Source organism: Pararhizobium sp. P1_E7 (assembly GCF_056405855.1).
In genome coordinates this window covers 1-25,220 of the sequence record NZ_JBFUBH010000017.1, presented here as the reverse complement: position 1 = coordinate 25,220, position 25,220 = coordinate 1, and the positions used below count along the sequence as shown (strand labels likewise).

The 25,220-nt window shown below is 60.3% G+C and carries 24 protein-coding genes; 9 read left to right on the top strand and 15 right to left on the bottom strand.

Annotation, left to right across the window (positions count from 1 at the left end):
* Nucleotides 1–3 precede the first annotated feature (3 nt).
* From AC1D17_RS16780 to AC1D17_RS16770, 3 genes are all read right to left on the bottom strand, one after another.
* A complete protein-coding gene (locus AC1D17_RS16780) occupies nt 4–2,325 on the bottom strand; it encodes a Tex family protein (RefSeq protein ID WP_477566506.1) in 2,322 nt (773 codons plus the stop codon).
* A gap of 124 nt (nt 2,326–2,449) precedes the next feature.
* Nucleotides 2,450–3,706: a class I SAM-dependent methyltransferase gene (locus AC1D17_RS16775; protein ID WP_477566505.1), complete on the bottom strand. Its 1,257-nt coding sequence runs from the start codon at nt 3,704–3,706 to the stop codon at nt 2,450–2,452.
* A gap of 300 nt (nt 3,707–4,006) precedes the next feature.
* Entirely contained in the window at nt 4,007–5,005 is a 999-nt protein-coding gene (locus tag AC1D17_RS16770) for a glutathione S-transferase family protein (RefSeq protein WP_477566558.1), read from the bottom strand.
* Between the two features lie 180 nt (nt 5,006–5,185).
* Between AC1D17_RS16770 and AC1D17_RS16765 the strand changes: the two genes are divergently transcribed.
* From AC1D17_RS16765 to arsK, 6 genes are all read left to right on the top strand, one after another.
* Nucleotides 5,186–5,542, top strand: coding sequence for an ArsR/SmtB family transcription factor (locus AC1D17_RS16765; protein WP_477566557.1), 357 nt, complete (start codon nt 5,186–5,188; stop codon nt 5,540–5,542).
* Nucleotides 5,535–6,062: an arsenate reductase ArsC gene (locus AC1D17_RS16760; protein WP_477566504.1), complete on the top strand. Its 528-nt coding sequence runs from the start codon at nt 5,535–5,537 to the stop codon at nt 6,060–6,062. The genes AC1D17_RS16765 and AC1D17_RS16760 overlap by 8 nt, the downstream gene beginning before the upstream one ends.
* Nucleotides 6,062–6,775: an aquaporin gene (locus tag AC1D17_RS16755; protein WP_477566556.1), complete on the top strand. Its 714-nt coding sequence runs from the start codon at nt 6,062–6,064 to the stop codon at nt 6,773–6,775. The genes AC1D17_RS16760 and AC1D17_RS16755 overlap by 1 nt, the downstream gene beginning before the upstream one ends.
* Nucleotides 6,776–6,855: 80 nt before the next feature.
* Nucleotides 6,856–7,278, top strand: coding sequence for an arsenate reductase (glutaredoxin) (gene arsC, locus AC1D17_RS16750; protein WP_477566503.1), 423 nt, complete (start codon nt 6,856–6,858; stop codon nt 7,276–7,278).
* A complete protein-coding gene (gene arsH, locus AC1D17_RS16745; protein WP_477566502.1) occupies nt 7,253–7,978 on the top strand; it encodes an arsenical resistance protein ArsH in 726 nt (241 codons plus the stop codon). The genes arsC and arsH overlap by 26 nt, the downstream gene beginning before the upstream one ends.
* The gene (arsK, locus tag AC1D17_RS16740; protein ID WP_477566501.1) at nt 7,975–9,192 is read left to right on the top strand and encodes an arsenite efflux MFS transporter ArsK; all 1,218 of its coding nucleotides are present in this window, start codon (nt 7,975–7,977) and stop codon (nt 9,190–9,192) included. The genes arsH and arsK overlap by 4 nt, the downstream gene beginning before the upstream one ends.
* Before the next feature lie 32 nt (nt 9,193–9,224).
* On the opposite strand, the gene era is transcribed toward arsK, so the two are convergent.
* From era to rpoZ, 8 genes are all read right to left on the bottom strand, one after another.
* Nucleotides 9,225–10,157, bottom strand: a complete 933-nt coding sequence (gene era / locus AC1D17_RS16735) for a GTPase Era (protein ID WP_037107068.1) — start codon at nt 10,155–10,157, stop codon at nt 9,225–9,227.
* 110 nt (nt 10,158–10,267) lie between these two features.
* Nucleotides 10,268–10,984 carry a ribonuclease III gene (rnc, locus tag AC1D17_RS16730; protein ID WP_477566500.1) on the bottom strand — a complete coding sequence of 239 codons (717 nt, stop codon included), beginning with the start codon at nt 10,982–10,984 and terminating at the stop codon, nt 10,268–10,270.
* A complete protein-coding gene (lepB, locus tag AC1D17_RS16725) occupies nt 10,981–11,793 on the bottom strand; it encodes a signal peptidase I (RefSeq protein WP_477566499.1) in 813 nt (270 codons plus the stop codon). The genes rnc and lepB overlap by 4 nt, the downstream gene beginning before the upstream one ends.
* A 118-nt stretch (nt 11,794–11,911) precedes the next feature.
* Entirely contained in the window at nt 11,912–12,319 is a 408-nt protein-coding gene (acpS, locus tag AC1D17_RS16720; RefSeq protein ID WP_477566498.1) for a holo-ACP synthase, read from the bottom strand.
* A 77-nt stretch (nt 12,320–12,396) separates the two neighbouring features.
* Nucleotides 12,397–12,963 (bottom strand): DUF2062 domain-containing protein, encoded by a 567-nt coding sequence (locus AC1D17_RS16715; protein WP_477566497.1) that lies wholly within the window; start codon nt 12,961–12,963, stop codon nt 12,397–12,399.
* A gap of 192 nt (nt 12,964–13,155) precedes the next feature.
* Nucleotides 13,156–13,308, bottom strand: coding sequence for a DUF3563 domain-containing protein (locus tag AC1D17_RS16710; protein WP_477566496.1), 153 nt, complete (start codon nt 13,306–13,308; stop codon nt 13,156–13,158).
* Nucleotides 13,309–13,544: 236 nt separating this feature from the next.
* A complete protein-coding gene (locus tag AC1D17_RS16705) occupies nt 13,545–15,770 on the bottom strand; it encodes a RelA/SpoT family protein (protein ID WP_477566495.1) in 2,226 nt (741 codons plus the stop codon).
* Nucleotides 15,771–15,926: 156 nt separating this feature from the next.
* Nucleotides 15,927–16,334: a DNA-directed RNA polymerase subunit omega gene (gene rpoZ, locus AC1D17_RS16700; RefSeq protein ID WP_477566494.1), complete on the bottom strand. Its 408-nt coding sequence runs from the start codon at nt 16,332–16,334 to the stop codon at nt 15,927–15,929.
* Between the two features lie 584 nt (nt 16,335–16,918).
* On the opposite strand from rpoZ, the gene AC1D17_RS16695 reads away from it, so the two are divergent.
* Nucleotides 16,919–17,497, top strand: a complete 579-nt coding sequence (locus tag AC1D17_RS16695) for a LabA-like NYN domain-containing protein (RefSeq protein ID WP_477566493.1) — start codon at nt 16,919–16,921, stop codon at nt 17,495–17,497.
* Nucleotides 17,498–17,558: 61 nt separating this feature from the next.
* Here the strand turns inward: AC1D17_RS16695 and smpB are convergent, their stop codons facing one another.
* Both smpB and dapA read right to left on the bottom strand, forming a co-directional pair.
* Nucleotides 17,559–18,035, bottom strand: a complete 477-nt coding sequence (smpB, locus tag AC1D17_RS16690) for an SsrA-binding protein SmpB (RefSeq protein ID WP_264219407.1) — start codon at nt 18,033–18,035, stop codon at nt 17,559–17,561.
* A complete protein-coding gene (gene dapA, locus AC1D17_RS16685) occupies nt 18,035–18,919 on the bottom strand; it encodes a 4-hydroxy-tetrahydrodipicolinate synthase (RefSeq protein WP_477566492.1) in 885 nt (294 codons plus the stop codon). Before dapA ends, smpB begins: the two co-directional genes overlap by 1 nt.
* Nucleotides 18,920–19,218: 299 nt before the next feature.
* On the opposite strand from dapA, the gene AC1D17_RS16680 reads away from it, so the two are divergent.
* Both AC1D17_RS16680 and AC1D17_RS16675 read left to right on the top strand, forming a co-directional pair.
* A complete protein-coding gene (locus AC1D17_RS16680) occupies nt 19,219–21,291 on the top strand; it encodes a lytic transglycosylase domain-containing protein (RefSeq protein ID WP_477566491.1) in 2,073 nt (690 codons plus the stop codon).
* 125 nt (nt 21,292–21,416) lie between these two features.
* Nucleotides 21,417–22,313: an alpha/beta fold hydrolase gene (locus AC1D17_RS16675; RefSeq protein ID WP_477566490.1), complete on the top strand. Its 897-nt coding sequence runs from the start codon at nt 21,417–21,419 to the stop codon at nt 22,311–22,313.
* A 102-nt stretch (nt 22,314–22,415) separates the two neighbouring features.
* Here AC1D17_RS16675 and AC1D17_RS16670 read toward each other — a convergent pair whose 3' ends face one another.
* Nucleotides 22,416–23,483 (bottom strand): porin, encoded by a 1,068-nt coding sequence (locus AC1D17_RS16670; protein ID WP_477566489.1) that lies wholly within the window; start codon nt 23,481–23,483, stop codon nt 22,416–22,418.
* A 795-nt stretch (nt 23,484–24,278) separates the two neighbouring features.
* On the bottom strand, nt 24,279–25,220 hold a 942-nt coding region (locus AC1D17_RS16665; RefSeq protein ID WP_477566488.1), incomplete at its 5' end, for a porin.

Sequence of the window (25,220 nt, the reverse complement as noted above, 5' to 3'; positions counted from 1 at the left end):
GTCCTACTTCCGCTTCATCGCCTCGGCAAGCGCCGCTCCGAACGCGCCTTGCGACGGCGCCTGCGGCTTTTGCTGCTGCGTGCGGGCCAAGGTCTGGCGGGCCTGATGGGCGGCCTTCGGATCGCTCTTCATCTCGCGTCCGCCTGACTCTGCGGCACCGTCCTTGCGCATGGTGAGCCCGATGCGCTTGCGGGGGACATCGACTTCGGTGACTCGCACCTGCACCACATCGCCGGCTTTCACCACCTCATGCGGATCCTTGACGAAACGGTCGGCAAGCTGCGAAACGTGCACGAGACCGTCCTGATGCACGCCGATATCGACGAAGGCGCCGAAGGCGGCGACGTTGGTGACGGTGCCTTCGAGCAGCATGCCGGGCTTCAGGTCCTTGATGTCATCGACACCATCGGCAAAGGTCGCCGTCTTGAAGCTTGGGCGGGGGTCGCGGCCGGGCTTTTCGAGCTCGGCGAAAATGTCCTTGACCGTCGGCAGGCCGAATCGTTCATCGACGAAAGCTTTCGGGTCGAGCTGCTTCAGCGCGGCGCTGTCGCCCATGATGGCGCGCAGGTCGCGGCCGCAGGCGGCGACGATCTTCTTGGCCACACCATAGGCTTCCGGATGCACCGAGGAGGCATCCAGCGGCTCCTTGCCATCGCGGATGCGCAGGAAGCCGGCGCATTGCTCGAAGGTGCGGGCGCCGAGACGCGATACTTTCAACAGTTCCTTGCGGCTGGTAAAGGCGCCGCTCGCGTCGCGATGGGCAACGATGGCTTCGGCGGACGATTTTCCAAGCCCGGAGACGCGGGCGAGCAGCGGGGCCGAAGCCGTGTTGAGATCGACACCGACGGCATTCACCGCATCCTCGACGACGGCTTCGAGCGAGCGGTTGAGGCGGCCCTGATCGACATCGTGCTGGTACTGGCCGACGCMGATCGACTTCGGCTCGATCTTCACCAGTTCGGCGAGCGGATCCTGCAGGCGGCGGGCAATGGAGACGGCGCCGCGCAGCGAAACGTCGAGGCCGGGGAATTCGTCGGCTGCAGCCTGCGAGGCGGAATAGACCGATGCGCCGGCTTCCGAGACGATGACCTTGGTGGGCTTTGGGCCCGCCGGCAGTTGCGTCAGCATGTCGGCGACGAGGCGTTCGGTCTCGCGGCTGCCGGTGCCGTTGCCGATGGCGATCAACTCGATCTTATACTTGCGCACAAGGCTGGCGAGTTCGGCCTGCGTGCCGCGAATGTCGTTCTTCGGCGGGAACGGATAGACGGTGGTGGTCTCGAGCAGCTTGCCGGTTCCATCGACGACGGCGACCTTGACGCCGGTGCGGATGCCCGGATCGAGCCCCATCGTGGCGCGCGAGCCGGCGGGAGCTGCGAGCAAAAGGTCCTTGAGATTGCGGGCAAAAACGTGGATCGCTTCCTCTTCCGCCCGCTCGCGCAATTCGCGCATCAGGTCGAGCGACAGCGACATCGACAGCTTGACCCGCCAGGTCCAGCCGATCATCTCCATCAGCCACTTGTCGCCCGGCAGCGTGCCGCCGACCTTGTAGACGGCGGCAATGGTGCGCTCCACCGGCTTGACCGGCGAGGTATCGTCCTGATCGACGACGATATCGACGGAGAGGAACTCCTCGTTCCAGCCGCGCAGCATGGCAAGCGCCCGGTGGCCGGCAACGGTTGCCCACTTTTCCGAATGATCGAAATAATCGGAAAACTTGGCGCCGGCCTCCTGCTTGCCATCGACAACCTTGGACCGGAGAAGGGCGACCTGGCGCATATGGGCGCGCAGCCGGCCAAGCAGGTCGGCATTTTCGCTGATGCCTTCGGCGATGATGTCGCGGGCGCCGTCGAGCGCCGTTTTCACATCCGGCACATTGGCCGTGATGTAGGCGCCGGCGCGGTCTGCCGGAGCCATGGTGCGATCGGCAAGAATGGCGTCTGCGAGCGGCCCGAGGCCACGTTCGCGGGCGATCTCGGCCTTGGTCCGGCGCTTCGGCTTGTAGGGCAGATAGATGTCTTCCAGTTCCGCCTTGGTGGTAACGCCGGCGATCTTGGCTTCCAGTTCTGCCGTCAGCTTGTCCTGACTGCGGATCGAATCGAGGATGGAGAGCCTGCGCGCCTCGAGTTCACGCAGGTAAACCAGCCGTTCGGCGAGGTCGCGCAGCTGCGTATCATCCAGCCCGCCGGTCACTTCCTTGCGGTAGCGGGCGATGAAGGGAACGGTCGCGCCTTCGTCCAGAAGCTCGATGGCTGCGATCGCCTGGGCGGGCGTTGCCTTGATTTCCTGGGCAATGAGGACGGCGATGGATTTTGATGGCAGGGACATGGCATTCCGGATTCAGTTGAGATGTGCGGGGACCATAAATGCACATGCCATCAAGGCCAAGTGAAGGCGTGCCATCGCCTCGGAGCGTCCACAGATGGATGCCGGTGAAATACCGGCCGACTGCTCAGAATTCCACTGGCTCCAGCGGTGAACGGGTCTTTTCGAATTCCCGAAACTTCGCTTCGCGTTCGGCGATATAGTTGCGCGTGTAGGGCACCGCATCCTGATCGTGCGACAGCTGGATCTGGAAAATCATCAGCTTGTCGTAGATGAAGGCGGTCTCGGAGGCGGCCAGATAGAATTCCCACATGCGGAAAAACCGCTCGTCGTAGAGCCGGACCGCCTCGTCCTTCCTTGCCGTAAAGCGCTCGCGCCAGGCCCGCAGCGTGTGGGCATAGTGCATCGGCAGGATCTCGATGTCCCGGATCATCAGCCGTGCCTTCTCGATGGCCGGCGCGACCTCCGAAAGCGCTGGCATATAACCGCCGGGAAAAATGTACTTTTCGATCCATGGATTGGTCGCCCAGGGCTTTTCCGCCTGGCCGATCGAGTGCAGCACCATCACGCCCTTGGGCTTCAGCAACCCTGCCATCTTGGCGAAAAAGTTTCCGTAATTGGCCATGCCGACATGCTCGAACATGCCAACCGAAACGATACGGTCAAACTGGCGACCGGCCATCGTCCGGTAATCCTGCAGCTCGAACCGGACGCCATCGCCAAGCCCACGCTTTTCAGCCCTGGCGCGCGAGACCTTCAGCTGCTCCTCGCTAAGCGTAATGCCGGTGACATCGACGCCGGAAGACTCAGCCAGGTACATCGCCATGCCGCCCCAGCCCGAGCCGACCTCAAGCACCGTATGGCCGGGTTCCAGCAAAAGCTTGGCCGCGATGTGGCGTTTCTTCGCCGTCTGGGCCTCGTCAAGGCCGATGCCGGGCGGATCGAAATAGCCACAGGAATATTGCCAGTCCTGATCAAGGAACAGGTCGAACAGCTTGCCGTCGAGATCGTAGTGGTGGGCGACATTGTGCTTGTTCCGGTTGACCGGCAGGCGGCTCTTGATCTGCTGCTCGGCCACATGCAGGAGTGCGGTGGCCGTATTGCTGATCGTTGCCGCCTTTTCGAGACCGTTGGCCTTCACCATCGACAACAGATCGAAAATGTTGCCATCGTCGATGACGATGCGCCCTTCCACATACATTTCCCCGAACCTCAGGCCGGGATCGCGCAGGACCGCCCGTTCGGCTTCCTCGTCGAGTGTCCGCACCGTCACTGGAACGCCGGACCCGTCGCCGAGAGTGGCCCGCTCTCCAGACGAGAGGATGAGTGTCAGATTGCCTTTTTGAACCAGCCGGCGGAAAATTTTCAGAAATGTCGTGTTCATTCCGTACCTCGACAACAGATGCAGACATTCTGGTGAATGGCCACGTGCCGCCGGCCTTGGCTTGCCGGACGTTCGGAAACGGGAAGAACCGCAGTTGGAGCGCCACCGGCGTCGTCCAAGGGTGGCCGGAATTGCGGCATGATCATCAGACCGCTTGCCGCCCGGCTGCCGGACAAATCGTCTGGCGCCCCGATCACGGAGCTTTATCCATCAGAACACCCGTTAAACTAGTGTTGTTTTGCCAATTCGCAATAGCTTGGCGGGTCCCTCAAGGATTTAATTGCTTAGCAAATTCGCGGATCAGGCCGCCATTACCCCCTGCCCTGCAAGCCTTGCGCGGTCATGCGCACGGTCAAGATCAAGCAACGGCCCAAGCGGTACGATCCTGGCCGGGTTGATATGGGCGATGGAGTAATAGCCCCGCTTGATATGATCGATCCGCGCGGTCTCGCGGATACCCGGCCATTGGTAGATCTCGCGCAGATAGTTCGACAGGTTCGGATAATCCTCCAGCCGTCGCAGATTGCATTTGAAGACACCGAAATAGGCGGCATCGAAGCGGATCAGCGTGACGAACAGGCGGATATCGGCCTCGGTGAAATGAGTGCCAACGATATAGCGGTTCTCGGCGAGGTGCGCTTCCAGCCTGTCCAGCGTTTCAAAAAGACGGGTCACGGCTTCCTCATAGGCGGCTTGCGTCTTGGCAAAACCGGCCCGGTAGACGCCATTGTTGACCGTCTCGTAAATCGGCGCGTTCCAGCGATCGATGCCGGGACGCAGGCGTTCCGGATAGAAATCCTGCCTGTCGCCGGTCAGGTGGTTGAACGCCGTATTGAGGATGCGGATGATGTCGGCGGATTCGTTGTTGACGATGCGGCCTTGCTTGCGGTCCCAGAGCACCGGCACGGAAACCTTGCCGGTATAATGCGGGTCCGACGCCGTATAGAGCTCATGCTGGTAGCGGATACTGCCGGCGCGCGGACCGGCATCCTGCGGCTTGGCATAGGTCCAGCCGTTTTCCCCCAGCTCCGGCTCGGAGATCGACACGGCGATGATGTCCTGCAAGCCTTTCAGATTGCGCATCATCAAGGTGCGCGAGGCCCAGGGGCAGATGAAGGCGACGAAAAGCTGATAACGCCCGGCTTCGGCGGGCAGAGCGGGTTGGCCATCCGGCCCCGGCAAGCCATCCGGCGTGATCCAGCTGCGAAAGCTGGTCGGTTCGCGATGAAAGGCGCCGTCCTTCATCTCGCTGGCGGCGACATCGCCAATTTCCCATTTTCCATCGACCAGCTGCGGCATCGTCACAGTCCTCATCCGGGCCCGGAACCGTCGGGCCGTTATTTCGCTCCGGAATCTCATGTGCGCGCAAAAACGGCAAGATAGCAGGTCCACGACAGACTGTTCGATGATTGTCGCCGCCGAAGCGGCGCAGGCAAAACGATCTTGACGGATGAATATTATGTCGATAAGTCTCGACAGATGGACAACATAAACACTGTCAATGCCTTTGCGGCCCTCGCCCAGACCACGCGGCTGGATGCCTTCCGGCTGCTCGTTACCCATGAACCCGACGGGTTGCCCGCCGGGGAAATCGCCCGGTTGCTCGGCGTCCCACACAACACCATGTCGACCCATCTGGCGACTTTGCAGCGGGCAGACCTGATCACGGCGGAGCGGCAAAGCCGGTCCATCGTCTACCGCGCCAGCCTCGGCAGCCTGCGCAATGTGGTGACGTTCCTCGTGAAAGACTGCTGTGCCGGCCATCCCGATCTGTGCGCACCCTTGATCGCCGATCTCGTTCCCTGCTGTCCTCCAAAGGAAAAAGGCCATGCCTGACCGTATCTACAATGTGCTCTTTCTGTGCACCGGAAACTCGGCTCGCTCCATCGTCGCCGAATCCATACTAAACGCCGAGGGAAAAGGTCACTTCAGGGCCTATTCGGCCGGGAGCTATCCCAAAGGCACCGTTCACCCCCTGGCGTTGCGGGAATTGGACGCGCTCGGCTATCCGGCGACCGGCTTCAGCTCGAAGAGCTGGGACGTCTTTGCAGTCGAAGGCGCACCGCAGATGGATTTCATCTTCACTGTTTGCGACAATGCTGCCGGTGAAGCCTGCCCTGTCTGGATCGGTCATCCGATGACGGCACACTGGGGCGTCGAAGACCCCGCAGCGGTGGAAGGCAGCGAATTCGAGAAGGAGCGCGCCTTCTCGCAGGCCGCACGGTTCCTGAAAAACCGCATCATGGCCTTTCTCAGCCTGCCGCACAGCTCCATCGACAAGCTGGCCATGGAGACGCATCTGCGCCAGATCGGCGCCATGGCCGGTGCATCGATCAGTCAGGTGAACGCCGGATGATGCCTGCATTCGATCTGCCACGCCGTCTTGTCGCTGAAGCCCTTGGAACCTGCCTGCTGGTTGCGACCGTCGTCGGCTCCGGCGTCATGGCCGACACACTGACGGACGACACTGCTCTGGCGCTGCTTGGCAACACGCTGGCGACCGGCGCCATTCTGGTGGTCCTGATCACCATCTTCGGTCCAATCTCCGGTGCGCATTTCAATCCGGCGGTATCGCTGGTTTTCGCTTTGAAACGGGACCTGCCCCGCCGCGACCTCGGATTTTATGTCGCAGCACAATTGGCCGGCGGCATCGTCGGCACGATCGCGGCGCATCTGATGTTCGATCTGCCGCTGATCGAGGTTTCGCTGAAGGCTCGAACCGGGGGCGCGCAATGGTTTTCCGAGGGGGTGGCAACCTTCGGCCTCGTCGGCGTTATCCTTGCCGGCATCCGCTTCGATGGGAAGGCCATCCCGTGGCTGGTCGGGCTCTATATCACCGCCGCCTACTGGTTCACCGCATCGACCTCGTTCGCCAACCCCGCCGTGGCACTGGCGCGATCGCTGACCAACACCTTCTCCGGAATCCGTCCGCTCGATCTGCCGGGTTTCGTCATTGCCGAACTTCTGGGCGCGCTTTGTGCGCTTGCCCTGATGAACTGGCTGCTACGGCAACCTCAAACAAAACTTACAGCGCCGCGCGTCGTTCATGACGCGCAAGGGTCGCTGTAACACTTTAAATTTGCTGCATAATTTTTCCCTAAATCGATTCCGGTTTAAGGAATTATGCGACAACCACACCGAGGCCAACCATGACCGTCACCATCTATCACAATCCCGCTTGCGGCACGTCCCGCAACACACTTGCCATGATCCGCAATGCCGGGATCGAGCCGGCCGTCATCGACTATCTGCACAACCCGCCGAGCCGGCAGGAGTTGAAGACGATGATCGCCGATGCGGGCCTTGCTGTTCGCGAAGCGATCCGCGAAAAAGATACGCCGTTCGGCGCGCTCGGCCTTGCCGATCCGTCGCTCAGCGACGACCAGCTTCTGGATGCCATGCTGGCGCATCCCATCCTCATCAACCGGCCGTTCGTGATCACGCCGATCGGCACGCGGCTCTGCCGGCCGTCCGAGGCCGTGCTGGATATCCTGCCGGAAACCCACAAGGGCGCGTTCGCAAAGGAGGACGGCGAGCAGGTGCTTGATGCCGAGGGCAAGCGTCTTGTCTGATCTGCCCGCAGCCAGCCTCAAGCACCTGCGGCAGCCGGACCCGGACGCATTGCGCTTGCCGATCTCCAGCCATCCGCCGCGCATTCTCATTCTTTACGGCTCGCTTCGGACGGTCTCCTACAGCCGGTTTCTTGCCGAGGAGGCCGGCCGCTTGCTAACGCATTTTGGCGCGCAGGTGAAGTTTTTCAATCCGGATGGCTTGCCCCTGCCCGACGCAGCACCGGCCAGTCATCCGAAGGTGCAGGAATTGCGGGAGCTGTCCCTGTGGTCGGAGGGCCAGGTCTGGGTCAGCCCCGAGCGCCACGGCGCCATGAGCGGCATCATGAAGGCGCAGATCGACTGGATCCCGCTGTCCGTCGGTTCGGTGCGGCCAACGCAAGGCCGGACGCTGGCGGTCATGCAGGTCTCGGGCGGCTCGCAGAGCTTCAATGCCGTCAACCAGATGCGCATTCTCGGCCGCTGGATGCGGATGATCACCATCCCCAACCAGTCTTCCGTTGCCAAGGCCTATCAGGAGTTTGACACCAACGGTCGGATGAAACCGTCGTCCTACTATGACCGGGTGGTCGATGTGACGGAGGAACTGGTCAAGTTCACGCTTTTGACGCGCGATGTCTCAGGCTATCTCACCGACCGCTATAGCGAGCGCAAGGAAGAGGCGGCCAAACTCGAACAGCGGGTTGGACTGAAGAGCATATGACCACGCCCTCGCCGCGCAACCGGCTGCTCCTGGTTTTCGGCCTGGGGCTCACACAGATCATCGGTTATGGGACGCTCTACTACAGCTTCAGCATTCTGGCGCCGGACATGGCGACGGACTTCGGCTGGCCGGTGGAAGTCGTCTTCGGCATTTTCTCCGCCTCCCTTCTGGCGGGGGGCCTTGTCGCGCCGCGCGTGGGACGGTGGATGGACCGCTATGGGGCAAGCCGGATCATGGCGATCGGCTCGGCCGCCGCCGCCGCCATCCTGATCATCTGCGCATCCGCTTTCAATCCGGTGACCTATGTCGCCGGCATCGTCGCGATCGAGATCGTCTCGACGCTGGTGCTCTACAACGCCGCCTTCGCGACGCTCGTACAGATCACTCCCGGCAACGCCCAGCGCAGCATCACGCACCTGACGCTGATTGCCGGCTTCGCCTCGACCATCTTCTGGCCGGTCACGGTCGAACTGCATCAGCATCTTTCGTGGCGCGCGGTCTACCTCATCTTCGCAGCTCTCAATTTGGCCGTTTGTTTGCCGGTGCACCTCTGGATCACGCGGCTTGTGCGACAGGCGAGCAATGCAGGATCGGCGAACCGGCCGGTGAATGCCGATGCGGCGGGTGGCGTCGTGGTTGCGGAACACCGGCGTCGCGCCTTCCTGCTGACGGCCACCGGGTTTGCCCTGCAAGGATTCGCGCTGGCCGCGCTGCTGTTTCACATGGTGCCCCTGCTCGGGGCGGTCGGGCTTGGCGCTAGCGCCGTTCTCGTCGGAACCCTGTTCGGACCTGCACAGGTGCTCAGCCGCTTCACCAACATGCTGATGGGGCGGAATATTTCGCCGCTAGCGCTCGCCATCCTTTCGGCAGTATTCATCATCGGCGGCGCTTCGGTGCTGATCGTTTCAGGAGCCTGGATTGCCGGGGCGGTCCTGTTTGCTTTGCTTGTCGGTCTCGGCTCCGGCCTTGCCAGCATTGTGCAGGGGTCGCTGCCGCTGTTTCTCTTCGGCGCTTCAGGCTATGGCGAAATGCTGGGAAAGCTCGCCGCTGTGCGGCTGGCAGTCTCGGCGGCCGCCCCCTTCGTCTTTGCCGTGCTCATCGAACAGGGCGGCGCGTGGGTCGCATTAACGTCCGTCGTTGTTCTGGGAATCGGCGCGGTCGTGGCATTCACGGCGATCGGTCGCTGGCCGCGACCAGCGCCGGAACCCTGCTGACGCATACGCCGGCAGGGTCGCAACCGTCAATTTTACTTCGGGAACTCCAGGCCCATCTCGCGGAAGCGCTCAGGGTCGTCGCCCCAGTTTTCGCGCACCTTGACGAACAGGAACAGATGAACCGGCTGTTCGAGGATTTCGGAGAGTTCCTTGCGCGACGCCATGGAGATCGCCTTGATCGCATCGCCGTTCTTGCCGAGCGCAATCTTCTTCTGGCTGTCGCGCTCGACATAGATGACCTGTTCGATCCGCACCGAACCGTCCTTGCGCTCTTCCCACTTTTCCGTCTCGACATGCGACGAGTAGGGCAGCTCCTGATGCAGGCGCAGGAACAGCTTTTCGCGCGTGATTTCGGCGGCGAGCTGGCGCATCGGCAAGTCGGAAATCTGGTCCTCCGGATAGTACCAGGGACCTTCCGGCAGCTTCATGGCGAGATAATCGAGCACGTCGTCGCAGCCGGAGCCATTCAGCGCCGAGATCATGAAGGTGCGTTCGAAATCGACATATTCGTTGGCGGCGGTGGCAAGCTTCAACAGCTCTTCGCGCGACACCTGGTCGATCTTGTTGAGCACCAGCATCTTCGGCTGTTCGACTTCCTTCAGGCCGTTGAGAATGGTCTCGGCGTCGCCCTTCAGGCCGCGTTCGCTGTCGATCAGCATCATGATCGCGTCGGCATCCTTGGCACCGCCCCAGGCGGTCGTCACCATGGCGCGGTCGAGGCGGCGGCGCGGCTTGAAGATGCCGGGCGTGTCCATGAAAACGATCTGGGCATTCTTATGGATGGCGATGCCGCGCACAATGGCGCGTGTCGTCTGCACCTTATGGCTGACGATCGACACCTTGGCGCCGACCAGCTTGTTGACCAGCGTCGACTTGCCGGCATTGGTGGCGCCGATCAGGGCGACGAAACCGGACCGGGTCGGGCCTTTTTCGGTTTCTACTGCGGTTGGTTCTGTTTCGCTCATGATGTCCGTGATTTCCGATTGGGCGGCCGGGCGCCGCTGAGGCGCGCGAGATCGCATTGTCTGTCAAAGGATTGCCTGATCTTTCGGGAGGAACAATGCCTCCGGACAGATCAGGCCGTCGTCGCTTTCTTCCAGACGCCTTCGCGCTCCAGAATTTTCGTGGCGGCCACCTGTTCGGCGGCGCGCTTGGACCGGTCGATGCCCGTTTCCGGCGCAATGCCCGGTATTTCCACCGTCACCGTAAAGCGCGGGTCGTGATCCGGGCCAGAGCGGTCGTCGATACGGTAGCTTGGCGTCACGCCGAACTTGGCATGGGCCCATTCCTGCAACTCGGTCTTGGCATCGCGCCGCGCACCATCGACCCGGCTCGCCCGCGCCGACCAGTGGCGCTGGATGAAGCCGCGCGCGGCCTCAAGCCCGCCGTCGAGATAGATCGCCGCGATCAGCGACTCTACCACATCGGCGCGCACGTTGAGCATCGATTTTCCGGTGAGCTTCTTCACGTCGGCGCCGGTGCGGATGAAGAGGTGCAGCGACAGCGCATCGGCGACCAGCGCACAGCTGTCAGCACTGACGAGCTGGTTCAGGCGAACCGAAAGCTCGCCCTCGTCAGCGTCCTTGAAGGTGTCGAACAAGAGTTCGGCGACGCAGAGCCCGAGCACCCGGTCGCCCAGAAACTCCAGCCGCTCATAATTGGAACCCTTGGCGTTGCGGGCGCTGGCATGGGTCAGCGCCCGGTCGAGCCGTTCCTTCTGGACAAAGCTGTAACCGATCGCAGCCTCAAGCCGCTGCCGGTCCTCCGTGTTCAGCGAACGGCCCTTGCTCATTCGACGCCCTTGAAAAGACGGTCGTAACGCAGGTTCGTCGGCCATTTCCAGATTTCACGGAACGAGGTGTCGTTGCCGAGCGAGAAGAAGATCATCGAAGCGCGGCCGATCAGGTTCTGCGCCGGAACGAAGCCGACGTCGAAACGGCTATCGGCCGAGTTGTCGCGGTTGTCGCCCATCATGAAGTAATGGCCTTCCGGAACGATGAATTCCCGCGTGTTGTCGCCGCGCGAATCCGGAAACTGGTCGAGCGTGTCGAAATTGACGCCATTGTCGAGCGTTTCGCGGAAAACCGGGACATCGGCACCGGTGTCGTACTGGTCGTCGGCGCGGAACACGCCATCCGGCACGCGTTCGACGGCCTTGTCGTTGACGTAAAGAATGCTGTCGCGGACCTGGATCTTGTCGCCCGGCAGGCCGATCAGGCGCTTGATATAGTCGATGTCCGGGTTCGGCGGAAAGCGGAACACCACGACGTCGCCGCGCTTGGGTTCGCTGGCAAAGATGCGGCCTTCAAACAGGTCGGGCGAGAACGGCAGGGAGTATTTCGAATAGCCATAGGCGAACTTGTTGACGAAGATATAATCGCCGACCAGCAGCGTCGGCATCATCGAACCGGACGGAATGGTGAAGGGCTGGAAGAACACCGTACGGATCACCACGGCGAGCAGAAGCGCCTGGATGATGACCTTGACGTTTTCCCAAAGGCCGCTGCCCTGCTTCTTGTCGATATTTTCTGCCACGCCACTTGTTCCTTGATCTGATCCCGCACGCACTGAAAGCCGGCGGATATATTGCTTGGGTTCCATATCCCGCCGGGTCATCCGATCGGAGGCTGCCTGACGCTTATGCGCGGCGCCGTCCTTTCAGATGCACTTTAGCCCGATGATACGGTCCATCTCATTCGGACATGCTCTAAACGCTTCCTCAATCTTGAGCAACGGGCAGAGCTTCAATTATGACGAAGGCCTGCGCCAGGGGGAAATCGTCGGTGATCGTCAGGTGAATGACGCCGCGGTGGCCAGCCGGCAGCATTTCCGCAAGCCGCTCGGCAGCCCCCCCGGTCAGCTGCATCGTGGGCTTGCCGCCCGGCAGATTGACGACGCCCATGTCTTTCCAGAAAACGCCCTGCGCCAATCCGGTACCGAGAGCCTTGGAACAGGCCTCCTTTGCGGCAAACCGCTTGGCATAGGATTCGGCGCGATTCTTGCGGCCTTCCGATTTGCGGATCTCGATCTCGGTGAAACAGCGATGGCTGAAACGCTCGCCGAAACGTTCGAGCGAGCTTGCGATACGCCGGATGTCGATCAGGTCACTGCCGATGCCGATAATCATCGAAATGAAAATACCCTAGTGGAGATGCAACAAGAGCAGACGGTCCGCTCTCTGCCAAGTTAAAAACATGTCAGAAATCAAAGATCATCCACCCATGCGACCGCACGCGCCCGCAGCCTGCTTTGACGGCGGGACTGGAACAGCCTGGCAGCATAGAAAGCCACGACATAGAAGACGGCAGCGCTTAAAACAGCAAGCGGCACCGAACCGACCAGCATCGGCTTCAGCACGGGACCCCAGAGATGGGAGAATTCGAGATGTTTCAGCAGGTGGAGAATATCCTGACCGGCCATAGCGCCGTTGCCCTCTGTCCCAAGCATGATCAGGCCAACCTCGTAAGTCGCTGCCAGAATGAACGGGATCGTCAAGGGATTGGCGAGTGCCGTCGATATGCCGGCTGCGATTAGATTGCCCGACAGCAAATAGGCGAGAGCCAATGCGATCAGAATGTGAAATCCGACAAACGGAGTGGCCGAAGAGGCCGCACCGGCGGCAACGCCGAGTGCTATCGAATGCGGTGTCGATGACAGCCTGAGCACACGCATCGACAGATAACGAAGCCCGCGCGAAAAACCCTTTCGCGGCCACAGGAACTCACGGAGCTTTCCCGACCAGGTTGCCGGCTTTTTGCGTCTGAACAACATAACGCTCTGATAGACGATGCGGATATGGCTGTTCAATGGCGCTCGCGCGAAAATCAGCTTTACAGCCGGGAACGCGTGCAGGCTTTGTTCCGGCGGCTGGCTGCGCGCCATGCGCAAAGAACGTACCCGCCATACGATATTTGCATAGGTCCCGGCAGCCTGCCGATGCAGGCAGCCGGACAACAACGTGGCTTAGAACGAGCTACGGAACAGGCCGCGGTCGATCTGACGCTGGCGGTATTCCAGGTCGATCCGGTCGAGCGAACCGTTGAGATAGTTCAGTTCCCGGTCTTCGACAGACGGTACGCGCAGGGCGTTGGTGATTTTCTTCAGTTGCTTAAACATGGTAAACCTCTTTTGTTTACCTCCCGACGCTGAAGATAGTGGAACCAGCCCTTCGTCACCAGAGCTACAAAAAGGCGGCAGCCATGCGTGACATGCATGGCCTGCACTTTTTCACCCCAAGGAATGCACAATCAGAGTGCAATTGCCGCCGTGCTATGCGCAACTGCGGCCGGGAGAGGTGAGCGGCCGATTTCGGGCCCCTATTCGAAAATCGCCGCGATGCCGCAAACGCGGCGTCACTCGAACACGCGCTTCACCGTGGAGACGCTCGGCAGATCGCGGATCTGGGTGATCAGGTGGTTGAGTTGGCGCAGATCCCAGACCTCCAGATCCAGCTGGAATTCACTGAAATCGGTGGCCACCTGCCCCATCGACAGGGTGCGGATGTTGATATCGCTGGTCGCAATCGACTGGGCGATCTCGGCCAGCGTACCCGGCTCGTTGAGTGCGTTGATCTGGATGCGCGCCATGAAACGGGTATTGTTGGCCTCATCCAGATCCCAGCGCACATCGATCCAACGCTCGGATTCCTCGTCGAACTTTTGCAGGCTCGGCGACTGGATCGGATAAATGGTGATCCCCTTGTCCTTTTCCATGATGCCGACGATACGGTCGCCCGGCACGGCGCCGGATGCGCTGAAATGCACCTCGGCATTGCCGGACAGGCCGCGGATCGGCAGCGCCTCGGGTCCCTCGCCTTCCAGAACATCGAACATGTCCTTCGGACGGCCCGGCAGCTTGAAGACCATGCCGGCGGCGCTGCGCATATTGAACCAGCCTTCGTCGGTGTTCGGCTTGACTGTGACGCGCTCGTCCTGATGGTCGGGATAGACGGCGCGCAGGACGTCGAGCGACGACAGCTCGCCGCGGCCGACAGCGGCGATCGCGTCTTCGATTTCTTTATGGCCGAGCCGGTGCAGGACCGGCTTCATCGCCTCACGGGTGAAGGATTTTCCAGCCCGCTCGAACGTGCGCTCGAGGATACGGTAACCGAGACCGGAATATTGCTTCCTGACGGCTGCGCGGGTGGCGCGGCGGATGGCGGCCCGGGCCTTGCCGGTGACGACGATTTCCTCCCAGGCCGGCGGCGGCACCTGAATGCCGGAGCGGACGATCTCGACCTCGTCGCCGTTGTTGAGCCGTGTCACCAGCGGCATGATCCGGCCGTTGATCTTGGCGCCGACGCAGGTATCGCCGATATTGGTGTGAACGGCATAGGCAAAATCGATCGGCGTCGCACCGCGCGGCAGCGCGATCAGCTGGCCTTTCGGCGTGAAACAGAAAACCTGGTCCTGAAACAGTTCGAGCTTGGTATGTTCGAGGAACTCTTCCGGATTGTCGCCTTCCGCCAGAGATTCAATCGTCCGGCGCAGCCAGGAATAGGCATTCGACTTCGGCGACAGCTTGACCTCACCAGCCAGCTCGGCGCTATCCTTGTAAAGCGTGTGGGCGGCAATGCCGTATTCGGCGATCTCGTGCATCAGGCGCGTGCGGATCTGCAGTTCAATACGCTGGCGCGACGGACCGACGATGGTCGTGTGGATCGACTGGTAGTCGTTCTGCTTCGGCGTTGAAATATAGTCCTTGAACCGGCCCGGAACCACGCGCCAGCGCGTGTGCACGATCCCCAGCGCCCGGTAGCAGTCCGGGATATCGGCGACGATGATGCGGAAGCCCCAGACATCGGAGAGCTGCTCGAAGGACAATGACTTCGACTGCATCTTCTTGAAAACCGAATAAGGCTTCTTCTGCCGCCCCTTGACCAGCGTGCCCGTCAGGCCCCTGGCTTGAAGCAGTTCGTCCAGTTCGGCCTCGATCTTCTTGATCAGGCCTTCGTTGCGGGTCGAAAGTTCCTCAAGCCGCCGGGTGACCGTCTCGAAGGCTTCCGGGTTGATGTGGCGGAACGAGAGATTTTCGAGCTCCTCGCGCATGTCCTGCATACCCATGCGGCCGGCAAGCGGCGCGTAGATATCCATCGTCTCTTCAGAAATCCGGGCGCGCTTTTCCGCCGACATGTGATCGAGCGTGCGCATATTGTGCAGCCGATCGGCGAGCTTGACGAGCAGAACGCGCACATCGTCGGAAATAGCCAAAAGCAGCTTGCGCAGGTTTTCGGCCTGCTTGGCTTTCTTCGTGACCAGATCGAGCTTCTTGATCTTGGTCAGCCCTTCGACCAGCGCGCCGATGTCCTCGCCAAAAAGCTCGTCGATTTCGGCCCGGGTCGCCGTCGTGTCCTCGATCGTGTCGTGCAGAAGGGCGACCGCGATCGTCGATTCGTCGAGATGCATCTCGGTGAGGATCGCTGCGACTTCCAGAGGATGGGAGATGTAGGGATCGCCGCTTGCCCGCTTCTGCTGGCCATGCTTCTGCATGGCATAAACATAGGCCTTGTTGAGAAGCGCTTCGTTTACATCGGGCTTGTATTTTTGAACGCGCTCAACGAGCTCGTATTGGCGCATCATCCGCTAGGGACTCCAGGAAGGATCCGGAAAACAAAAAGTGCGCCAATCATAGGAGTGGCGCACTGCTTTGCAAATACCGGGTTTGCGCGAATTCTAAGCGAAATGCGGCATTGCGTCAGAGCGTCGCACCCGGCATTGGCCGGGCACGCCATTCGCTCAATAGTCGTCGCTTTTTTCCGGCGGAACCAGGCCTTCGATACCAGCCAGCAGCTCTTCTTCCGACATGCGGTCGAAGGTGATCGGCTCCGGCTGATCGTCGTCCTCAGCCGTTTCAGCGAAGGCCGCAGCAGCATCGCCGCCGATCATCGAAGCCGGATCTGGCTCGGGCTCATCGACCTCGACATGCTTCTGCAGCGAGTGGATCAGATCTTCCTTGAGGTCGCCCGGCGACAGCGTTTCATCGGCGATTTCGCGCAAGGCCACGACCGGGTTCTTGTCGTTGTCGCGATCGATCGTGATCGCAGCGCCCTGCGAGATCAGGCGGGCACGGTGGCTTGCCAGAAGCACGAGCTCGAAACGGTTATCGACTTTGTCGATGCAATCTTCAACGGTGACGCGGGCCATTGCCTGTCCTTTGGATCTCAAGAGCGCAACTAAAATCACGGATGCCGAGCGACGGCCCGCTGCTGCGCCGATTAACAACACCGGAACCCGTCCAGCCGTCGGCTTGACGGTATGCGCGGCTCCGATTTCAGGAATTAACCTGCCCGATACAATCAAAACCACATAAATTCAAGTTTTTCCTGCATTGCGGAAAAAGATATCCGGAAATCTTGGCTGCGGCAGCATTCAACACAAAAATGATATCCGGCAACCACTTCCGATCGTTTGGCTTTGACATCCGCCAAAATGGTGATTGAATATCGTTAAACCCTGATGAACCATGGGGAAATAGACATTTGCGCGAACAGCGTTCCCCCCGCTCGTCAGAAAAAAAATCTAAACAAAGCTTGATATTTCTTATTCTTAGCAAAAAACTGCGAGAAATAGCTATTCCAAGCGGAATTTTCTTAGACTAAAGCGAACATTGGCTTAGAAAGCTGGAATATGATGAGATCTTAATGTAATCGAATTGTTCTGCCGCTGGGGACATCACTGCTCGCTTAGGTTGAAAATCAAAAACATTGAGACAACAAAAAGGAATTACGATGTTCGACCCACGCGAAAAAATCGCGCTCTTCATCGATGGGGCCAATCTCTACGCCGCGTCGAAAAGCCTTGGTTTCGACATTGATTATCGCAAGCTTCTCAAAGCCTTCCAGAAGCGCGGCTACCTGCTTCGGGCGTATTATTACACGGCGCTGATCGAGGACCAGGAATATTCATCGATCCGGCCGCTGATCGATTGGCTAGACTATAACGGTTACAAGGTTGTGACAAAGCCGGCCAAGGAGTTCACCGATTCCCTCGGGCGCCGGAAGATCAAGGGCAATATGGACATCGAACTGGCCATCGATGCGATGGAACAGTCCGAAACGGTGGATCACCTGGTGATCTTCTCCGGCGACGGCGATTTCACCACACTGGTGGAAGCGCTGCAGCGCAAGGGGCGCAAGGTCTCGGTCGTTTCGACCATGTCGACCCAGCCGCCCATGATCGCCGACGATCTGCGCCGGCAGGCCGACCACTTCATCGAGCTTGTCAGCCTGAAAGCCGAAGTCGGCCGCGACCCCTCGGAACGCCCGGTCCGGGTGACCGAGCCGGTCAGCGACGAATTCCACGACTGAAATGAAAWGGACCGGCTGATCGCAGCCGGTCCTTTTTTCTATCCGAACGCCGTTAGGCGAACTATCGGTCCTTCAGCAAGCGGCTCTTCTGCCGGTTCCAGTCGCGTTCCTTTTCGCTTTCACGCTTGTCGTGAAGCTTCTTGCCCTTGCCCAGCGCCAGCTCGAGCTTGGCCCTGCCCTGATCGTTGAAGTAGATTTTGAGCGGGATCAGCGTCATGCCGTCGCGATTGATCGCGCTTTGCAACCGGTGGGCCTCGCGTTTTGACAGCAAGAGCTTGCGGCGGCGGCGCGGCTCGTGGTTGAACCGGTTGGCCTGCAGATATTCTGGCAGATACGAATTGATCAGCCACATCTCGCCACCCTCGTCGGTGGCATAGGATTCGGCGATATTGGCCTTGCCTTCGCGCAGCGACTTGACCTCGGTGCCGGTCAGAACCAGACCGGCCTCGTAGGTATCGATGATCTCGTAGTTGAAGCGGGCCTTCCGGTTCTCCGCGACAATTTTCTTGACCACACGCTGGCTGCCCTTCGGTGCCATCAGTTCAGCAGCCCCGCATGGCGCAGGGCTGCGTCGATGGCAGCCTCGGTTGCCGGCTCAAGCGTCGACAACAGCGGCGAACGCACGGTGCGGTTCATCTGGCGCAGGCGGTGGAGCGCATATTTCGCGCCGCAGAGGCCCGGCTCCATAAAGATCGCCTTGTGCAGCGGCATCAGCTTGTCCTGATAGTCGAGCGCCTTGGCGTAATCGCCGGCAAGCGTTGCTTCCTGGAACTCGGCACAGAGGCGCGGCGCAACGTTGGCGGTGACGGAGATGCAGCCAACGCCACCATGCGCATTGAAGCCAAGCGCCGTCGCATCCTCACCCGAAAGCTGGACAAAGCCCGCGCCGCAGGCCATCCGCTGCTCGGAGACGCGTTCGATCTTGCCGGTTGCATCCTTGACGCCGATGATCGACGGATAGGCCTTGTGCAGGGCAGCCATCGTTTCGACGCTCATATCCACGACGGAACGGCCGGGAATATTGTAGATAACGATCGGCAGCTTCACACTCTCGGCAATCGCCGCATAGTGCGCGAAAAGACCCTTCTGGGTCGGCTTGTTGTAATAGGGCGTGACGACCAGAACGGCATCGGCGCCAGCCTTTTCGGCGTGCTGCGCCAGTTCAATGGCTTCGGTGGTGTTGTTGGAGCCGGCTCCTGCGATCACCGGTACACGCTTTGCCGCGGTCTCGATGCACAGTTCCACCACGCGTTTATGCTCGGCATGCGACAGGGTCGGCGATTCACCGGTAGTGCCAACCGGCACCAGACCGTGACTGCCTTCGCTGATCTGCCATTCGACATGCGCGGCAAAACTATCCGTATCCACTGCTCCGGAAGCAGTGAACGGGGTGACGAGTGCGGGAATGGATCCCTTGAACATGCACGACTCCTGACGGCCCGGGAGCTTGAAACCAACCCACGCTTTAGCCGCATTTCATGGTTAGAAAACTGGCGCACCATAATCATGTGAGGTGCCTGCGGCAAGCACTCTATCGCGCCATTCGTCGCCGGTTCCCGTCTATTGCGCCGGTATCAACGGCGGTTTTACGTATTTCAGGGCCCGGCCAGCCGCCGACATGGACGCGCCGGAATTTATGGGATTGAATGATAACGGGTAACCTTTCGTTAGCAATTGCATCGCCAAATGAGAGACTGTCGCAGGGAAGCATGGGGTTCTGGATGCGGGGGCATATGTTTCGCCACATGATTGCGATGCTGGGCGCATCGGCGATGCTTTTCTCTGCATTGGCCGTTTCCGCCCAAGAGCTGCAGGTTCCACTGCCCCGGTCGAAGCCGCAGACACAGGTGAAAACCGGACGGACCCCTTCCCCTGAAGTCACCGGCTCGATCATCTCCGCCACCGCAGCCGTGCCGGTCAATTCCGGTCTGAAGACCGGGCTGGATGCGCTGTCAAACAAGGACGCAGCCAAGGCAATTCTGGCGCGCAACGCGCTTGCCAAAGACACGCTCGACCGCCACATTCTCACCTGGGCCATCGCCGTTTCCGGCCAGAAGGCCGTACCATCCTACGAAATCGCCGCCGCGCAGCAGGAACTGAAGGGCTGGCCGGGGCTTGACGCGCTGCGTGCCAATTCCGAGCGGGCGCTGTATCGCGAGAATCCGGCCACCGCGGACATCCTTTCGGCCTTCGGCACGACACGGCCGGAAACGCCCGATGGCACCATCATTCTTGCTCGCGCCTATCAGGCCAATGGCGACAAGGCCGCTGCCGCCAACCTGCTTCGTGGCCTCTGGTCGAAGGACGCGCTCGACAAGGCGRCAGAAACCAGGATTCTTGAGGAATTTCCGGGCGTTTTGACCACAAACGACCACCAGCGGCGAATGGAAATGCTGCTTTATCGCGGCCGCCTCGATCAGGCTGCCCGTTTCAGCGATCTCGGCAAGGCGCAGTCGCTCTATCGCGCCTGGATCGCTGTTGCCAAGAAGGCCGGCAATGCCGCGGCACTGATTGCCGCTGTCGATCCCTCCTGGTCGAAGGAGCCGGCCTATCTGTTCATCCGCGTCGAATATCTGCGCAAGCAGGAGAAATACGAGGAAGCGGCCAAGCTGCTGACCAACCTGCCGAAAGACAAGGATGCACTAATCAACCCCGGGGAATGGTGGGTCGAGCAGCGGATCATCAGCCGGGGATTGCTGGACAAGGGCAAGTTCAAGGCGGCCTATACGGTCGCGGCCAATCATGTTGCCAGCGATCCGGCCGATATCGTCGATGCGGAATTCCATGCCGGCTGGTATGCCTTGCGCGGGCTTGACGAGCCGGCGATCGCCGCCCAGCATTTTCAACGGATTCTGAAGGCCTCCAACAGACCGGTCTCGGTGTCGCGTGCCTGGTACTGGATGGGCCGCGCCGCTGAGGCTGGCGCTCCTGGAAAGGCCAGCGAATATTTTGCCAAGGCGGCAACCCTTCCCGGCACATTCTATGGGCAGCTTGCCGCAGCCAAGCTTGGCCGCACCGGACTGAATGTCACCTACCCCTCGCCGAGCGCCGATGATCGCGCCAGATTTGAAGGCCGCGAGGCGGTCCGCGCCATTGCGCGGCTGGAAGAGGCCGGACATGGCTGGCGCGCCGACAGCCTGTACCGGTCGCTGGCCGAGGCGCTGACGAGCCCAGGCGAGCTTGCCATGCTTTCCGCGCAAGCCGAAAAAACCAGGGGACATCAGCTGTCGCTGCAGATCGGCAAGATCGCCTTTGGCCGCGGCATCGATGTCGCCGCCCTCGCCTTTCCGATCGGTGTCATTCCGGCAAGCGCCAATATCAGCGGCGCGGGCAAGGCACTGGCCTATGCAATCGCCCGGCAGGAAAGCGCCTTCAATCCGGCCGCCATTTCGCCTGCCAATGCGCGCGGACTGTTGCAGATCCTGCCTGGTACGGCGAAAGGCGTGGCCGGGCGGCATGGCCTTGCCTATTCTAAGGAGCGGCTGACGACGGACACCGCCTATAATGCCACGCTCGGCTCACATTATCTTGGCGAACAGATCGATGATTTCGGCGGGTCCTACATCCTCACCTTCATCGCCTACAATGCCGGACCGCGCCGCGTGCCGGACTGGATCAACCGCTACGGCGACCCGCGCGGCAAGTCGATCGACGACGTCGTCGACTGGATCGAGCGCATTCCCTTTGCCGAAACCCGCAACTATGTGCAGCGGGTGATGGAGAACTATCAGGTCTACAAGTCCCGGCTCGGGCAGACGGCCGATATCGTTCAGGATCTGCGTGTCGGCCGCTGACTTCAACCCTTTCGCAAGCCTGCCGACGGCAACCGGATTGTCAGACGGCACAAAGTCCGTAGCCCCTCTTCCGGGACAGTCACGATTCGCTATGGTTTTTCCAACATTCAGCGAAGGGAGACATCGTGACGAAGCCCATCGATACCAGTTTTCAGGAACGCCGGTTTTCAGCCAGCGACGGATTGCAGCTTTATGCCCGCGACTATGGCCATGACGATCCGCGAGCGGCAGCATTGCTTCCGATCGTCTGCCTGCCCGGCCTCAGCCGCAACAGCCGCGACTTTCACCTTCTGGCGATGCAGCTCTCCACCCATCCCGTAAAACCGCGCCGCGTCGTAGCGCTCGACTATCGGGGGCGCGGATTTTCGGACTGGGATACTGACAAAAGCCGGTATCAACTACCCGTGGAGGCCGAAGATGTGCTTGCCGTATGTGCTGGCCTGGATATTTCCCGGGCAGTCTTCATCGGCACGTCGCGCGGCGGCCTGATCCTGCATGTTCTCGCCGCCATGCGTCCCGCGCTGCTTGGCGCCGTCGTGCTCAACGACATCGGCCCGGTCATCGAAATCAATGGCCTGCTACAAATCCGGCAATATCTGCAGGCGCAACAGGCGCTGCACTCCTGGGAAGAGGCGATCGACAGCCTGAAACGGGTGCATGGAGAGGCCTTCCCGGCCCTTGATGACGCAGACTGGCACGATATGGCGCAGGCGATCTTCCGGAAAAAGGATGGGATGATCACCGCCGATTTCGATCCGGCCCTGATCGAGCCTCTGAAAAGCATGGACGCAAACACGCCGGTGCCAAATCTCTGGGAGCTCTATCAGGGTTTTCAGCCGATGCCATTGATGGTCATCCGGGGCGAAAACTCCAGCATTCTGTCACAGGCGACTTTTACTGAAATGGCGCAACGGCATCCGGGCATGAAATCGGTGACGGCAGCGGGGCAAGGACACGCGCCGCTGCTGCACCGGCCTGACCTGATCGCTGAAATCACGGCATTCATCGACAGGACGTCATGAGGACACCCGCTTCGCGCGGCCGGACGGCACCGGGAAAAGCTCCAAAACGGAAAAAGCCCGGTCTTTCGACCGGGCTTTCCATCACTGACATGAAGCCAGAGATTAGAAGTCGCGCTGCAGGCGGAGGAAACCAGTGGTTTCGTCGCCACCGACGTCGTAACGATTGGAGTCGTCGACGTCCTGGTACTGAACAGTAGCAAGAGCCTTGAGGCCAGCGGTGATCTTGTAACCAACCGTCAGGCCAACGCGCCATGCATCAACATTGTTGATGAAAGCGTAGTCGCCGAAGTACTGAGCAGCCGGGGTGATGGTCAGCTTGTCGGTTGCCTTGAACTCATACGATGCTGCAACGGTCCATTCGGATTCGTTGTAGTATACGTTCGGGTCCGTTGCGTAGATACCTGCAACGTTCAAAGTGCCCGAGCCGATTGCAGCCGTCAGGATAGCGCGGATGGCGCCATCTTCGCGTTCCGTGTCGTAGCCGCCGAGCAGGGTAGCTGTTACGCCACCGACCGAGCCGGAAACCATGGCAGCAACACCAACGCCGTTGTCATTACGACCGAAGCTGTTCGGCAGGGCCATCGGGGTGCCGAGAACGCGGCCGATGCCTTCGAGTTCATCAACGGAGATACCGGCCTTGAATGCGCCGCCATCGTAGGTGTACGAGACCGAGTTGAACAGGGTCTTGGTTGCAAGCGCATCGGTTTCGCCGGCAATGCCGTCGTCCCACCAGCTGTAGTAGTAGCCGAACTTGAGGCCGGCGATCTTGAACGAAGCCGTATCAAGGAAGGTCGAACCGCTGTTGCCAGCCTCGTCAGCGTTGGTCTGCAGAACGATTACGCTTTCCAGCGTGCCAAGTTCAGTGTCGTTCTTGGCGTCGAACTGCAGCTGACCACGGGTAACGGCATCCCAGTCGGATGTACCACGACCGCGCTTGACACCACGAAGGTCCTCATCGGGACCGAAGTTGGTCTGAAAACGGACGTAGCCGCCGATCTTCAGGCAGGTTTCCGTGCCCGGGATGTAGAAGTAGCCAGTGCCGAARGCGTCGCAAACGCGAACGTATTCCATTGGTTCCGGCTCAGCAGCAACGATTGCGTCAGCTGCCTGGGCGCCGGATACTGCTGCGAGAGCTGCAGCGGAGCCGAGAAGAAGGCTCTTGATGTTCATTTCTGATCTCCAGTCAAAAGTTTCATATAAATCTGCGTGTTACACTGAAGACGGTATTCCTTGCCCCCATCCCCAACACGGGAAGCCGGCCGACCCGAGCTTCCGGGAGGGAAACTACGAGAGTGTAAATTCGGCAAAATGACAAACCGGCCAGTTTGTGCAATGCAACAGACATTCCTCATATGACGTTGCCGGAAAGACACAAATTCGCCTCAAAGCGGGCGACGGCTGTGGAAGGAACCCGAGAAAACGCTTTATTTAAAATAGAGGCTGGAAAATCTCCGTGCCCAGCCGGCAGGCAACAACAAGGCGGGGCTCGGCAAAATGACAGGTGAGCCTATTTCAGGGCGACGTGGAAGCAGCTGTGTCTCCCGGGAGGGAAGCCTGTGGAGATTGTGGCATACGAACTGTGAACCGTTGTCGTGTGCACAACGCCGCGCTCGCCTGGCATTGATTTTGGCCGAACAAAAATCCCGGTCCCGTGGCGCAAGGGCTCTATCGTCCTGGCTGCAACTAACGGATCGCAATATCGCACCCAACCGATGACGACAGCAGCAAGAACCTGCGCGATCGTCCACGTCCTGCCGCCCGGAATTCAGCAATCGCATTCCGGAATAACATCCGCCGCCGTACGGCTGCCAAGGCAATGCTCGATCGCCGCACAAGCCGGGCTTACTCGGCGAAATACGGTCCATTCATCAAAGGCTTGGCGCAGAGCCAGGCATTGAAGAAGGCCTGAATGCAAAAAGCCCGGTCTTTCGACCGGGCTTTCCATCACTGACATGAAGCCAGAGATTAGAAGTCGCGCTGCAGGCGGAGGAAACCAGTGGTTTCGTCGCCACCGACGTCGTAACGATCGGCGTCGTCGACGTCCTGATACTGAACAGTAGCAAGAGCCTTGAGGCCGTCCGTGATCTGGTAGCCAGCCGTCAGGCCAACACGCCATGCATCAACACCGTTGATGAATGCGTAGTCGCCGAAGTACTGAGCAGCCGGGGTGATGGTCAGCTTGTCGGTTGCCTTGAATTCGTACGATGCTGCAACGGTCCATTCGGATTCGTTGTAGTATACGTTCGGGTCAGAGGCCCAGACGCCAGCCAGGGCGAAGGTGCCGGCACCGAGTTCAGCCGACAGGATAGCGCGGATGGCGCCATCTTCACGTTCCGTGTCGTAGCCGCCGAGCAGGGTAGCGGTTACACCACCGACCGAGCCGGAGATCATAGCAGCAACGCCAACGCCGTTGTCGTTACGACCGAAGTCGTTCGGCAGGTCCATCGGAGTGCCGGGAATGCGGCCGATGCCTTCGAGTTCGTCAACCGAGATACCGGCCTTGAATGCGCCGCCATCGTAGGTGTACGAGATCGAGTTGAACAGGGTGTTGGTAGCAAGTGCGTCGGTTTCGCCGGCAATGCCGTCGTCCCACCAGCTGTAGTAGTAGCCGAACTTGAAGCCGGCAATCGCGAACGAAGCCGTATCAAGGAAGGTCGAGTCGCTGTTGCCAGCCGCGTCAGCGTTGGTCTGCAGAACGATCGTGCTTTCGAGCGTGCCAAGTTCAGTGTCGTTCTTGGCGTCGAACTGCAGCTGACCACGGGTGAATGTATCCCAGTCGGATCCGCCGTTACCCGCGAAAGCGCCGCCCTTTACTGCGTCACGACCGAAGTTGGTCTGGAAACGGACGTAGCCGCCGATCTTCAGGCAGGTTTCCGTGCCCGGGATGTAGAAGTAGCCAGTGCCGAA